13 protein-coding genes are annotated in these 13278 nt (G+C 43.2%); 4 read left to right on the forward strand and 9 right to left on the reverse strand.

Annotated features, from left to right (window positions below):
- Positions 1–10: 10 nt before the first annotated feature.
- The 7 genes from FHS57_RS18180 to FHS57_RS18210 form a co-directional block, all read right to left on the reverse strand.
- A complete protein-coding gene (locus FHS57_RS18180) occupies positions 11–1147 on the reverse strand; it encodes an NAD(P)/FAD-dependent oxidoreductase (protein ID WP_183976168.1) in 1137 nt (378 codons plus the stop codon).
- A complete protein-coding gene (locus tag FHS57_RS18185) occupies positions 1134–1817 on the reverse strand; it encodes a methyltransferase domain-containing protein (RefSeq protein WP_221225662.1) in 684 nt (227 codons plus the stop codon). The genes FHS57_RS18180 and FHS57_RS18185 overlap by 14 nt, the downstream gene beginning before the upstream one ends.
- On the reverse strand, positions 1814–2878 hold the full coding sequence (locus FHS57_RS18190; protein WP_183976170.1) for a type III polyketide synthase: 1065 nt from the start codon (positions 2876–2878) through the stop codon (positions 1814–1816). Before FHS57_RS18190 ends, FHS57_RS18185 begins: the two co-directional genes overlap by 4 nt.
- A 169-nt stretch (positions 2879–3047) precedes the next feature.
- Entirely contained in the window at positions 3048–3725 is a 678-nt protein-coding gene (locus FHS57_RS18195) for a LytR/AlgR family response regulator transcription factor (protein WP_183976172.1), read from the reverse strand.
- Positions 3726–3886: 161 nt separating this feature from the next.
- On the reverse strand, positions 3887–5584 hold the full coding sequence (locus tag FHS57_RS18200; RefSeq protein WP_221225663.1) for a tetratricopeptide repeat-containing sensor histidine kinase: 1698 nt from the start codon (positions 5582–5584) through the stop codon (positions 3887–3889).
- Positions 5585–5824: 240 nt separating this feature from the next.
- Entirely contained in the window at positions 5825–6406 is a 582-nt protein-coding gene (locus FHS57_RS31995; protein WP_183976176.1) for a collagen-like protein, read from the reverse strand.
- Between the two features lie 100 nt (positions 6407–6506).
- Positions 6507–7073, reverse strand: coding sequence for an RICIN domain-containing protein (locus tag FHS57_RS18210; RefSeq protein WP_183976178.1), 567 nt, complete (start codon positions 7071–7073; stop codon positions 6507–6509).
- Between the two features lie 591 nt (positions 7074–7664).
- Here FHS57_RS18210 and FHS57_RS18215 point away from each other — a divergent pair.
- The gene (locus FHS57_RS18215; protein ID WP_221225664.1) at positions 7665–7949 is read left to right on the forward strand and encodes a DUF4143 domain-containing protein; all 285 of its coding nucleotides are present in this window, start codon (positions 7665–7667) and stop codon (positions 7947–7949) included.
- Between the two features lie 44 nt (positions 7950–7993).
- Here FHS57_RS18215 and FHS57_RS32190 read toward each other — a convergent pair whose 3' ends face one another.
- A complete protein-coding gene (locus FHS57_RS32190; protein WP_183976180.1) occupies positions 7994–8167 on the reverse strand; it encodes an AAA family ATPase in 174 nt (57 codons plus the stop codon).
- Between the two features lie 170 nt (positions 8168–8337).
- Here FHS57_RS32190 and FHS57_RS18225 point away from each other — a divergent pair, with 170 nt between their 5' ends.
- The 3 genes from FHS57_RS18225 (at position 8338) to FHS57_RS18235 (ending at position 11621) form a co-directional block, all read left to right on the forward strand.
- Positions 8338–8889 carry a gluconate 2-dehydrogenase subunit 3 family protein gene (locus tag FHS57_RS18225; RefSeq protein WP_183976182.1) on the forward strand — a complete coding sequence of 184 codons (552 nt, stop codon included), beginning with the start codon at positions 8338–8340 and terminating at the stop codon, positions 8887–8889.
- Positions 8890–8999: 110 nt separating this feature from the next.
- On the forward strand, positions 9000–10715 hold the full coding sequence (locus FHS57_RS18230; RefSeq protein WP_183976184.1) for a GMC oxidoreductase: 1716 nt from the start codon (positions 9000–9002) through the stop codon (positions 10713–10715).
- A 63-nt stretch (positions 10716–10778) separates the two neighbouring features.
- A complete protein-coding gene (locus tag FHS57_RS18235; RefSeq protein ID WP_183976186.1) occupies positions 10779–11621 on the forward strand; it encodes a sugar phosphate isomerase/epimerase family protein in 843 nt (280 codons plus the stop codon).
- A gap of 112 nt (positions 11622–11733) precedes the next feature.
- On the opposite strand, the gene FHS57_RS18240 is transcribed toward FHS57_RS18235, so the two are convergent.
- Positions 11734–13227, reverse strand: coding sequence for an FG-GAP repeat domain-containing protein (locus tag FHS57_RS18240; protein WP_183976187.1), 1494 nt, complete (start codon positions 13225–13227; stop codon positions 11734–11736).
- Between the last annotated feature and the right edge of the window lie 51 nt (positions 13228–13278).

Consider the following 13278-nt stretch of genomic DNA (forward strand, 5'->3'; position numbering starts at 1 on the left):
GAGTAAAGGTTTAGAAAGGTTGCCCGTGGGTCAGACGGATTAAATTTTTGATGATAAAAGGAAAAGGCCGAAGCGTCCGCAGCAACAATTCCGTTTGAAATTCGCTGCCAAACTGGGCTTGAATTTGTCGCCCTACCCACAAACGCCGCCTAAAATGCTGGTTCCAATCGCGCACAAATTGAGTTTCTAACTCGTTTCGAGAAATTGTTCCATTGGTATATTTGCCAATCCACTCAAACGCAATTTTAGACGCGTGCAACGCCATGCTCATGCCATTGCCGCAGAGGGGCGTAATCATCCCTGCCGCATCGCCGAGCAGCAGCACGTGGTTTTCGACCAAGCTTTTGGACTCAAAACTAATTTGAGAAATGGTGACGGGTTCGGAAAATAAAAAGTCAGCATTGGCAAAAATTGATTTCAAATAAGGATTCCGAAAGAGCACTTGCTCGTGCATTTGTTCCAGTTTATTACCCGATTTTTTGAGGTTTTGGGCGGTTGTAAGGTAGCACAGGCAGTAGTTGTCGTCCTCAATGGCCGAAATGCCGCAGTAGCCGTCCACAAAATTATGCAGGGCGATTTTGTCTTTGGGGAAGTCGGTCTGAATGTGGTATTTAACCCCAATGTAGTTGTTGAGCCGTGTTTCTTGGCTTTGCACAAAAGGACGTTTCCAGGCCACGTCGAGGTTCGATTTTTTACCAAAACTCCCCACGCAGCAATCCACTTCCCGCGTTTGCTGGTTGGCTACAATAACAAACGAATCGGTAGCTGTCAAGTAGTCAATCTTACTAACGGTATGTTTTTCTAGTACTTCTACCCCCACCGAGCGGGCAATGCGGGCCAATTCGTAGTCGAGTTGGTAGCGGCTCAACCCAAACCCTCCCAACGGTAATGTTTCATTGATTCGAGTACCTTTGGGCGAAGTGACTTCTAACTGTTTGATGAACGGTAGATTCCATTCGGAAAGCGGAACGCCCAAGCGTTCGATGAAATCGTGCGATTCGAGGCTGATGTATTCGCCGCATACGCGGTGGAAAGGGTAGGTGTTTTTTTCAAATAACGTAACTTCAAACCCTTTTCGAGCTGCTTGAATGGCCAAACTTAGGCCCGCGAGTCCACCTCCCACGATGCCAAGTTTATTTTTGCGCATGTTGTACCACGATTAAAAACCGAAACGCCCACTGCCAACGTATAGTGTAATGCGTAATACCTGCTTTGGCAAGTAACGTTTCCCATTCCGAGCGCGTAAAACCACGCCTGACCGAAAGCGGTGCGTCATTTTTGACCAAATAAGAACGGGAAAAAAGCTGAGTCAGGACCTTAATGGAATAGTATGCCAACGTGTGACGGTGCAAATCGGCGATAAAAAAACCTTGGGTCGAATTTTTGTGCATCCATTGCAGCATGTCCACCAACTGTTCGTCGGTAAAGTGATGACAAAAGAGCGAATTAAAAAGAAGGTTTGGCGTTTTATGAAAAATAGCCTTTTGATAATCAGCCGTTTGAAAGCGAACGGATGGGTTGTGGCTACGGGCGTAATCGGTACAATCGCGTTTCAAATCAACACCTTCTAGGAAAAAGTCGGGGTATTTTGAGCGAATCGCCCCGAGGTTATCGCCGCCTCCTGACCCGATTTCAACGACGTAGAGTGAGGGGTCTTTTTTGGCAAATTTTGAGATACCGTTCAACACCACCCGATGCCCTCCGAGCAAAGTATTGATGATTTTGAGTTCTTTCAGGTTTTGAAACAAATCGGCCGAAGGGATGTCGTTGGCATCCAAAAGTTCGGGCGTGTAGGAGCGTTTTTTGAAATCTATCATGCCAACATCATGCTTTCCATGGTGATACCAGGCCCAAAGGCAACTGCAAATGTATTTCCGTCATTGTTGGTTGAAAATAGCTTTTTTAACACAAAAAGTATCGTCACCGACGACATATTTCCGTAGTTTCTCAACACTTCAAATGAAGTGTCGCTCGCTGTACTTTCCAACTTCATGGCCCGTTGAATGGCTTCCAAAATGCTTTTTCCGCCAGGGTGAATGGCCCAGTTGGTGATTTGGTCAAGCGTTAAGTTGTTGCTAGATAGGGCATTGAGAATCATTTTTTGAATCGAAGCTTCCAGTAATTTTGGTACCTCGTTGCTCAATTTCATCAAAAAACCGTGCTCAGATATTTTCCACGACATGTCGTTTTTTCCCTCCAGCACCACTTCCGAATAAAACCCTTCGATGCGTTTTCCGTGGGGATGATTGCTGACGATGCAAGCGGCGGCTCCGTCGGAAAAAAGTAAGTTGGAAGTTTGCGTATCCATTGATTTTCCTTTTTGAAAATGTAAGGTACACAGCTCCGTACAAACAACCAAAACTTGCGCGTTGGCATCGGCTCGGCAAAAAGCATCGGCCAATTTCAGGGCGTGAATAGCCGCGTAACAACCCATAAAGTTGACCGAATTTCGGACAATTGTGGGAGATAAATCCAATGATTCCATCAGCTGAATGTCTAGCCCAGGCGCCATCAAACCCGTACAACTTACCGTAATAAGGTGCGTAAATGTGGTCAGAGGTTTGGTAAAATGAAGGTCTTCAATGGCTGCTTGTGCCAAAGTCAGCGCATGTGTTTCAAAGAAATTCATGCGTTGCGAAACGCTAGGAAATGGCTCTAAATCAGGGGTTTTTGGGTAGAATTGATAGCCGTCTTTGGTGCTGCTGTAATCGGGCAATACCGAATGACGAAAAGAAATGCCGCTTCGATGATACATCAATGATAATCGACGGGCTTCGTCTTCCAAATAGGTTTCGGCCGATAGCATAAACCTCAAAATGTCGGTTTGTTGGTGCTTGAAAGCAGGCACAGCCGTACCGATGGCATTGATATAGGGCATGTAGTTATTTTCGAGTTAATGAATTGCGCAAAGTAAGCAGTTTGGCATTTTACCAAATGTCGCCCAAACGACACATAACGGCTTAATTTAGTATATTAACTAGAAATAGGCGAAGGAGTTTAAGAAAATCATTTCCCTTGCCAACCCCAAGGCTGCCAATCTAAAGATTTTACTTCTCAAAAAGGTCTTTCTTAGAAAGCGGTATTGTTGTGTTTTTTATGACTACATTTTTAGCATTGTACTTCTCAATTTTATCTTTGTTGACTATAAATGCCCTGTGGATTTGAATGAATTTTGAGGGGGGTAATAATTCTAAAATTTGCGAAATAGTAGCGCGCGATTTATACGTTTTTTCATTGGTATAAAAGAGTAAATAATTCCCTTCTGAATTGATAAAATTGATGTCTTCAATGGGTAGTTCGACTTTGTATTCGCCATCTTTTACCAAAATGCTAGGTTTGGGTTTGTCTTCCTTTGAAGATTTTATGATTGCCAATTCAATGGATGCTATCAAGTCGCTGTTTTTGAATGGTTTGGTGAGGTAAGAGTAGGGCGAGGTGGCAACAGCTTCGCTGATGACTTTGGCATTTTCGTAGGCAGTCAGATAGATAAATGGTACTTTTTGTTTGTTTTGAATGAGATTCCCTAAGCTGATACCATCCATTTCGCCATCGCCAAGATTGATGTCAAGAATAGCGAGGTCAACCAATTCCTTGTTGAGAATAGCCAAGGCTTCATTGGCATTTTTTGCTTCCAAAGTCTGATACCCATTTTCTTGAAGAATCTTTTTGGTGAGCCTTCTATTCAGAAAATCGTCTTCTACGATTAGTATTGTTTTTGAATTCATTTTCTTGAAATAATTCGAGTTATAAACTAAAAAATGGAACACAGATGACGCTGATTTGACTGATTTATACCGATTTTACGTTTTTTAGTGTAAAAATTGTTATCCGTTCAGAGTCAATGAATTGTGTTAAAGCAAATACCTCAAAATGTTTGCTCTACTACTTAAAAACACATTTTCAGTTCAAACCCTTTTTTGAGTTGAGTTTCCACGGTGCCATTGAGTTGGTCAATCAACCCTTTTGTGATTTCTACCCCAAGCCCTTTGGTTTGTATATTCTTAAAATCAAAGCCAATACCATTGTCAATATAGTGCAGGCAATTCTTTTTTGAGTTTTTATCCTGGGCAATTTCGATATTAATGATGCCGTTTGGTTGATTTTTGAAGGCGTGTTTCATGCTATTGCTGACCAACTCGACGATGATTAAGCCCAACGGTAGGGCTTTTGTGATAGACAAAGTCTCGATGTCACAAGTGACAAACAGGCTCACATTGTTTCCTTTGATGTCATACGAATCCTTGACGAGTTCGGATAGGTCGGTTACGTATCGTTTCAAGTCCACGTCATTGACACTTTCCGAAACATTCAATTTTTTATGGAGCAAAGCAATCGAATGAATCCGATTCTGGTTGCTTCTTATCAAGTCGTCAATGTTGCTATGGCTCGCCGATTCTTTCTGGATTTCTAAGATACTGATCACATACTGCAAATTGTTTTTTACTCGGTGTTGCAGTTCAGAAAGGAGCACCTGTTTTTGCTCCATTGTTTTTTCGATTTCGTCTTTTTGAAGACTAATTTCTCGATTTTTATCTTTCAAAATCGCATTACTTTTCTGTTTTTGACGGTTGTTCCGAATCAAAATGAGAGTCAGAATTCCAAAAAATGCTAGAAATCCAATGAGCGCATTTTGCCTGATAGAATAGTCGTATTCTTTTTTCGCTTCTACTAATTCTCGTTCACGCTGTTTGATGGTATTTACAATATTTTGCGTTTGAAAAATTCTAGAAGTAGTATAAAGGCTATCGTTAGAGGCATTTACAATTTTTAGATAATTGATAGCCTTGGCTGGATTTTTTTGTTCGTAGATTTGAGCTAAAAGTTTGGCGGCGTTTATGGTAAGCACTAAGTTTTTGAATTGTCGGCCGCCTGCTAAGGCTTTTTCTGCATAAAAAATAGCTGAGTCAGGTTGGTTCATTGCCTGAAAAACCCCCGCTAAATCAACCGACTGTTCAGACTCTAAAAAAGGATTGCCAAATTTGTTTGAGAAACCAATCGCAGTTCTTAGGTAATGCAATGCCTGTGGGTAATTTTTGCGTTTTTTTTCTACCCTTCCCATGACGGCATTGGCATACGATACCTCTATAGGGATGTTCAATTTTCGACAACTCGTATCGATTAGGTTGCCATAATACATGGCAGAGTCAAATTCATTTAGGTTTTCGTAAACCTCGCCAAGATTATGGTAAATCAGCCATTTTCCGTTATTGGGAAGCGATTCGATTTCGGGGTGGTTTTTGGCTTTCAATAACCATTCTAATCGGTGTTGGCTATCTTGTTGTTTTTCGTAAACGAGTGCTATCAGATTATAAAAAACAATTTCCAGCTTGGGGTATTTTGCTTGACTCACCTGCAAGCCTTCATACGCCGTCTGCATACCGTTTTGCCAGTCACCCGTGATGGTTGAGACAAAGCTCAACGCCTGCAAAGACACCAATTCGCCATACGTATAATTAAGTTTTCGGGCGAGGCGAATAGACTCCGTGGCATACACAACCGCTTGGCGAGGATCTGTCATGGTATGATACCTAGCCAACTGCCACAAGCTAATCACCCGATTGGTGTCGTCAATAACCTCAGTCAAATTTTGTTTCAACCTATCTACCTCTTTTGTAGGCAGACTAAGCGGTTGAGCGAAGCCAGAGGTAGCCAGAGCCGTGATTAGTAAAAGTAATATTTTAATGAGTTGGCTCGGCATAATTGCGAAAGAACTTCCCGAAAGGGCTAACGCTTTCGGGAAGTTGATTTTATTTGCATTAATAAATCTTTCTGTAAACTTAACACAAAATTGTATTCATTTTAGTGGTTTACAGAAGTCTATTTACTAATCTTTCAGATCATAAAACTCCTTCACAGCATTGTAATCGGAGAAATCTACGGCCGCCTGACGGCCATTGCGGATGTCGTTGGCAGGGATAATCACTATACGAGTTGAGGCTGAAAGTGTGGCTGTCGAAGCTACTTTTCTATAAATATTTATTCCTGCGGTGTTTCCAGCAAAAGTAGTTTGAAAGTAGAATTCATGTTCAGCTCCATTTGATGGAACAATACCAGGGATAGCATACCAACCATAAGAGGTTGCGTTATTTGGTGTGCCATCGGTCATATAGACCAATACAGCACTACTATTCATTATTGCCGTCGTGACATTGGAAGGGAAAACAAATTGTTGAACTGAGCCTTTTGCAGCCGTCCAAGTTTTGGCTGCGTATGAGATTTGAATCACGTTGGCATTGCCAGTTTGCCCGGCAGGTCCAGCGGGGCCGCTAGCACCAGTCGGTCCTGCGGGTCCTGCTGGGCCTGCGGGACCAACAGGACCTTCTGGGCCTTCACAACTGGTAAACAATAAACTACCGCATACTACAAGTACTGATAAAACGCCTGAAATAATGGATGATTTGTTCATACTAAAATGTGTGACTTTGTCGGAAATTTGATTGGTTGATAAAAGGTTGAAATTTTCAATTTAATACTAGCCGATAGGCAGTTTTGGGATAAGTAAGGCTTTATTGTACTGGCACTAATCTCCACATTTGGCCCGAAACATTTTGAGTTTTATCCATAAATGCGTTGCCAGAATATACGGATTTATTATCAGGCTTATTTCCTTCTAAAGAAAAGTTGTTGCCATGCAGCATCGTACGCAATCTATAGAGGTGGTCGCCGTTAGTGGCACTCACTAAATCCAATCGCCATAGCTGGCCTGTTACATCTTGAACGTTATCCATAAAAGACCGACCGTCTTTCTCCCCCCCAGCGGTATTAGCTTCTAAACATTTACCATCGCCCTGATCTTTCGATTGTAAGCGATACCACCCTTTGTTTTTAGCATCCGGAACTAATTTCCACATGGTTCCAGTCGCACCTTTTTGCGAAGACATGAACGATGCGCCACTCATAACATTACTCGCTGAACCATTGCTTTCAAGAGATAGTGCATCGCCCGTGAATGCTGTTCGCAAATAATAATAGCCTTTATAATTAGGACTAAAAGAATGTCCTCTCTCTTGGGCATAGGATGTTAATGTAAGACCAATGAACAGAATTGTTACAAGGGTTTTTAAAGTTTTCATTTTTGAGGGTTCTTAGTAAATTTTGCCTACTCTAAATCAGCATTTTCGGCTTCCTGCTTGGTTGTTGTGCAGCAAACCTACTTGCCTCATTAATGCCTGCAAAATTTCTGGGATATAAGTCGGATTTTAGGGATAGAAAGTGGGGTTTTGGAATTCCCCCCGAAAGTCCATAGGACTACGCTCAACCGTCTGTCGGGGCGCCGTTGCGATTAAAAAAAACGTGTGAAGTTTTGTGGATAGTTGAAGCCCAATTTGTATTCACTGGGCTTACTAGAAAATTCGCTTACTTTAGAGGATTTGTTTGCAAAGTAAGTTTCTATCGCGTAAGCTATTCAAATCAATATAAACTACTTAGCCACCCCCTTTTCTGTTTGTAGATGTGAAAAATCAATCATCAAGAAAAAAGGAGAGATATACTATAATCAATAAATTTATATGAATTTGTAGATTATAATCTGTAGATTTATATAAAATGATAGCAAAGAAAGCTCAAGGCGCACTTGGAAGGTCATTGGAATGAGGGTAAAGTATTGATTGTTTTAGGACCGCGCCAAGTGGCTAAAACAAGCCCTCATTGGGAATTTTAATCCGTTGGCATTAAGAAATGATACAGGAGCTTTATGGGAAAATTTTTTGATAAGCGAGCGTTTGAAGGCAAATCACTACAACAACAGTATGACAAAAGCTTATTTCTGGCGAAACCACGCTCAGCAAGAAATTGATTATATTGAAGAACGAGGCGGACAGATGTATGCGTACGAATTCAAATGGAATCCCAAAGCCAAAAATAAGTTCCCCAATTCTTTTGTAGAAGCATATCAACCAGTTGAAAAACAGTTGATTAGTCCTGGTGATTTTGAAGATTTTTTGAGATAGAACATGCCAAGTTAATTTAGTATTAGGAAGGCATTAACCATTTATCACTGAGGCAGTTTTTGGCCGAATTTTGTTAAAATAACTTGTTCAAATTCTCTTTTTCCAAACTCTTTCATCAGCCATGTTTTTCCTACTTGTCTTGCTCCTTGCAAAATGAGCGGCTTTCTTGTGGACGAATTTTTCCAGTTTAGTAGGTCTTGATATAGGTGTTGTATCATATTTTTCCTTTGAAAAAGTGTAACCTTCCCGAAAGTTTGGAACTTTCGGGAAGGTGCTAAATAAAAGTTTCAAACTTTCGGGTGGGTGATAATTGTGCGCTAACGGTTAAAAAACAGCCTTAAAATTCTTTTAAAGTAATTAACCCAATTTACCAATCAACTCAGGAAAAATGAACAGAAGAGAGGTCATTAAAAGTGTTGCCTTGATGTTTGGAGGAACGCTATCGGCGCCAACCCTCATGGCCATGAACCATTGGGAGCAGGCCACAACTCCTACCACAAACGCCGCGGCTTTTAGCTTAACGGCTACGCAGCAAAAGATTATCGCAGAAGTAGCCGAAATGATTATCCCACGCACCAATACCGCAGGCGCCAAAGACGTGGGCGTGCCTGCTTTTGTCGAAATGATGCTCAAGGATTGTTATTCGCAGCCTGACCACCAGCGTTTTATGGAGGGGGTAACTTCGTTGGAACAGCTGAAATTTTTGGAACTGAACGAAGCCGAACGGCGCGGTGCGCTCAAAATGATGGAGCAGCAAACCAAAGAACAAATGAAGACGCCATCAAAAACGGTTCCTTTTTGGCGATTGATGAAAGAACTGACGCTGTTGGGGTATTTTACCTCTGAAGCGGGTATCAAGGCTTCGTTTGAGTACGTACAAATTCCTGGAAAATTGGAAAATATCAAGCTCAAAACCAACCAAAAATCATACGCGTATTAAGTGTAAATTTAGTGAGGAGTTATAAGAGAGGAGTGATGAGTTATAAGACATTCTTATATACTCAACTCTCATCTCTCAACTTTCATTACTCACATAATATTTTGAAAATCATGTACTTAAATATAAAAGCAACGAAAGAAAATACCTTTGACGCCATTGTCGTTGGGTCGGGGATGACGGGTGGTTTTGCAGCGAAAGAGCTGACCGAAAAAGGCATGAAGGTGTTGATGATTGAGCGTGGAAAAGAAATCAAGCACGTCCAAGATTACGACACAGCCATGAAACAGCCGTGGGAAATTGAACACCGTGGAAAAACCACGCTCGTTTCGGCCGAAGAACGCTGGGCTAATAGCCGTTTTTGGGGACTCGGCAGCGAAGAAGTGGTAAACCATTTGACCAACGATAAAGAAAATCCGTACGTTGAAAAACGTCCTTTTGACTGGATTCGCGCGTACCATACGGGCGGGAAATCCATGCACTGGGGGCGTCAGTCGTACCGCTGGAACAAACAAGATTTTGAAGCCAATGCCAAAGAAGGCATCGGTATCGACTGGCCGATTCGGTACGAAGATTTGGAGCCTTGGTACACACACGTGGAAAAATTTGTGGGCGTAAGTGGCCAAAAAGAAGGCTTGGACGTACTGCCCGACGGGCATTTTTTGCCGCCCATGCCGCTGTTTGCGCCTGAGGCTTATTTCAAAAAAGTGATGTTCGACAAGTTTAATCGCCCCGTAACGGTAGGGCGGGTGGCCAACCTTACGCAAACCCAAGCCATTCATACCGAGCTTGGTAGAGCATCGTGCCAGTACCGTAACAAGTGCGCGCGTGGATGTCCTTATGGTGGATATTATAGTTCGCTGTCGGGCGCGATTCCTGCTGCCATGCGTACCAAACGCCTAACGATGTTGCACGATTCGATTGTGGCTGAAATTATCTACGATGACCAAAAAAATAAGGCCGTTGGCGTTCGGGTTATCAATCAGCATAACAATCTTGTTACCGATTATTTCTCAAAAATTATCTTCTTAAACGCAGGTTCTATCAATACTGCCGCGTTGATGCTCAACTCTAAATCGAGCCGTTTCCCCAACGGATTCGGAAACGATAGCGACCAAGTGGGCCGCAATCTCATGGATCACCAACTTGGCGCAGGAGCTACGGCGAGTATCGAAGGTTTTGAAGACGATTATGTATATGGACAGCGCCCCAACGCGCTTTACATTCCTCGTTTCCGAAACTGGGGGAACGATAAACAAACGGCGTATCTCAGGGGCTTTGGCTACCAAGGCGGAGCGAGCCGCGAAGGCTGGAACCGTGGCGTGGCCGCCGATGGTTTTGGCGGTGATTTTAAAGAAAACTTGACCAAGCCAGGGGCGTGGGCCATCAGCATTGGTGGTTTTGGGGAAGTGTTGCCCGACCCCAACAATAGAATGTACCTCGACCCCGACAAAAAAGATAAATGGGGTGTGCCATTGATTGTGTTTGATGCAGCCTTTAGTGACAATGACCGTGCGATTCGCAAGGACATAGTGGCTTCGGCGGTAGAAATGTTGGAAACAGCAGGGTTCAAGAACGTGACTCCTTACGACCGCCCAACGCACCTTGGACTGGGCATTCACGACATGGGAACGGCTAGGATGGGGCGCGACCCAAAAACGTCGGTCTTGAATTCTTTCAACCAAGTGCATGACAGTAAAAATGTATTCGTCACCGACGGTGCAGCGATGGCGTCGGCCTCTTGTGTCAATCCATCCATTACCTACATGGCGCTTACGGCCCGTGCAGTAGATCATGCAGTGAAGTCTTTGAAAAAAAGAGAATTATAGCTCAAAACAGTATCTGTTTCCTTTTTTTGCCTTTCTTAAAGAAAAAAAGTACAAGAGAAAAAGATGAATAACCGTAGAAAGTTTCTTAAACAAGCAAGTAGCGCTTTGGCGATTGGGGCAGTTACACCCGCGATGGCGCACGAAAATGCGAGCACGCCCAAAGCCCAAGAAGATTTGTTCAAGCTAGGAATCGCAGGCTATAGTTTTGTGCATTTTAAACTAGATCAAGCCCTCGAAATGATGAGGAAGGTGGACGTTCACTACCTCTGTATCAAAGATTTTCACTTGCCTTTTAATAGCACCGACGAACAAATCGCGGCGTTTCATGCCACCCTCAAAGCCTCTAACGTAACGGGCTATGCCGTGGGGCCGATTTACATGAAAACGACTCAAGAAATCGACAATGGTTTTGAATATGCCAAGCGGGTAGGAGTAAAGCTGATTGTGGGTGTACCAAACGAAGAATTGTTGCCGTATATCGACAAAAAAGTGAAGGAATACGACATGCGTTACGCGATTCACATTCACGGTCCCGACATTAAATTGTGGCCAAATGCGTCGTCGGTTATCAATGCCGTTAAAAACCTCGACCCGCGTATGGGATTGTGTTTTGACATGGGCCATGATGCGCGTTTTGGTGATGATCCAATTGCTGACCTCAAAAAATACGCCGACCGTATTTTTGACATTCACCTCAAAAACGTAACGGCGGCTTCTAAAGAAGGAAAAACCTGCGAACTCGGACGCGGTATCATCGACGTGCCTGCGTTTGTGGCCATGCTTCGCAAAATCAAGTACAGCGGAAGTTGTAGTTTAGAATACGAAAAGGACATGAAAGACCCGTTGGCAGGTATCGCCGAATCGGTGGGGTACTTCAAAGGAGTTTGCCAAGCGAGTCGTAAATAGTGAACACCTGTCGGTAATAAGTAATTGGGGTTGGGTAAGGCTTTGGCCAATATCCAGCCTCTTTTAAATGATTAAGCACAGTTAACGATTAACGGATAACAATTAACTTTGCTTATTTTATGTGTTGATTTTTTAAAACAAGAAGCTGAGGGATGGACAAAATTCCCTTAAACATCAGCTTGGTTAGTTCGCCAACGTTATGAAAATACGAGCCAAGTACAAGGTCGGTATCGCCGTCGCGGTCGATGTCGGCGGCTTCTAAAGTAAGCCACTTTCCTGCAGCGGCAGCTTGTGTGCTTGAGACGTCAAATTGAAAGTTACCCTTGTTGGAAAAATACAAAAAACCTTGTTCGGGTCGGTCGAGGTCATCGTAAAAAGAGATGGCGGCAATGTCGAGGTCGCCGTCGTTGTCAAAATCTCGCGCCACCGCTTTGCTGGTGCCGTAGAGCGGATAAAACCATGCTTCCTTAAAATTGTCTTTCCCATCGTTCAGAAAAAGACGAATGCCGTGGTAGTTTTTAGAAATAGCGGAATAATCCCAATTGTCGCCGTTGGTCAATAAAATATCTAAAGCCCCGTCTTTGTTAAAATCCACGAACTCAAAATAACTTACACCATACACAGGGGGGAATTGAAGTACTAGCTTTTCTCTAAATTGGCCTTTGCCGAGGTTATAAAAAATGTGAATACTTTCGCGGGCTTGTGCCATCAACACCACGATGTCAGGTTTTTTGTCGTTGTTCATGTCTCTGATTTCCACCCTGCGAGCGCCAGGTAGAGCGAGTAAAATGTGTTCTTTTTCGGGCAACATACTCTCGTACCATGCCAGTTTTCCCGTGTTATTTCCAAAGTGACAAATCACGACATCTTCTTGGCCGTCTTGGTTGAGGTCGGCCGTAGCAAAGTCAACACCCCGCTGAATGGCGTCAAAATAAAGGGTGGCGTTGGCCACGGCAGTGTCAAGAACAATTAATTTGCCCAATGCTTGGTCAGAAGGACGAAATGACCCAATCGTGAGCAAGCGGGGAGGGGCATTGGTTGGAAATGAAATGGCCGACGGTGGACTATCGACGTTCCAAGCCATTCGTAATTGAAGAAGTGAATCGACTTCGTACAATTCATTTTGGGCATCACCCACGTACAAAATGCCATTTTTGGGGTTAAACTTGAGCAGGGATGTTTGGGGAATGGGTTTGTCGTGCACTTTTACTTCGAGGGCTTCAAATTGTGCTAATGTTGGTAGGATGGGAGCGTGTTTGGGTTGTGGCAATGGCGATTCAGGGGCCGTTTGTACGTAGAAATCAACAATCTGTTTCCACGCTTCTTGCGACAATTGCGGCGTTTCGGGGTATGTACCTGCTTGCCGCAATAAGGCTTCCTCCTTAGGGTCGAGGTCTGCGTACGGATTTTTACCTGCGTCTTTGATGCCCAACCGAAGCCCCATGTTGGGAAGTACACTATTTGCCCACGTTTTTTTGTCCAACAGCGCTGGTTCAGGGTACAAATGACAACTTTGGCAATGCGTTAAAGCAAGTTGCTTTCCTTGAGAAAAAGCATTTGTTGCCCAAAAGAGTGCAATGAGTAGTCCCGTAATTTTAGAAGTCATAAGGGAGAAATTTGAATCGAAAAATAAAAAAAATTCCGAGATAAAACCTAT

Origin of the sequence: Runella defluvii (assembly GCF_014195535.1) — a bacterium.
Classification (GTDB): Bacteria; Bacteroidota; Bacteroidia; order Cytophagales; family Spirosomataceae; genus Runella; species Runella defluvii.

Excerpts from the sequence above, each read along its gene's own strand:
- FHS57_RS18180 (WP_183976168.1), bottom strand. The coding sequence starts at position 1,147 with ATGCGCAAAAATAAACTTGGCATCGTGGGAGGTGGACTCGCGGGCCTA.
- FHS57_RS18185 (WP_221225662.1), bottom strand. The coding sequence starts at position 1,817 with ATGATAGATTTCAAAAAACGCTCCTACACGCCCGAACTTTTGGATGCC.
- FHS57_RS18190 (WP_183976170.1), bottom strand. The coding sequence starts at position 2,878 with ATGCCCTATATCAATGCCATCGGTACGGCTGTGCCTGCTTTCAAGCAC.
- FHS57_RS18195 (WP_183976172.1), bottom strand. The coding sequence starts at position 3,725 with ATGAATTCAAAAACAATACTAATCGTAGAAGACGATTTTCTGAATAGA.
- FHS57_RS31995 (WP_183976176.1), bottom strand. The coding sequence starts at position 6,406 with ATGAACAAATCATCCATTATTTCAGGCGTTTTATCAGTACTTGTAGTA.
- FHS57_RS18210 (WP_183976178.1), bottom strand. The coding sequence starts at position 7,073 with ATGAAAACTTTAAAAACCCTTGTAACAATTCTGTTCATTGGTCTTACA.
- FHS57_RS32190 (WP_183976180.1), bottom strand. The coding sequence starts at position 8,167 with ATGATACAACACCTATATCAAGACCTACTAAACTGGAAAAATTCGTCC.
- FHS57_RS18225 (WP_183976182.1), top strand. The coding sequence starts at position 8,338 with ATGAACAGAAGAGAGGTCATTAAAAGTGTTGCCTTGATGTTTGGAGGA.
- FHS57_RS18230 (WP_183976184.1), top strand. The coding sequence starts at position 9,000 with ATGTACTTAAATATAAAAGCAACGAAAGAAAATACCTTTGACGCCATT.
- FHS57_RS18235 (WP_183976186.1), top strand. The coding sequence starts at position 10,779 with ATGAATAACCGTAGAAAGTTTCTTAAACAAGCAAGTAGCGCTTTGGCG.
- FHS57_RS18240 (WP_183976187.1), bottom strand. The coding sequence starts at position 13,227 with ATGACTTCTAAAATTACGGGACTACTCATTGCACTCTTTTGGGCAACA.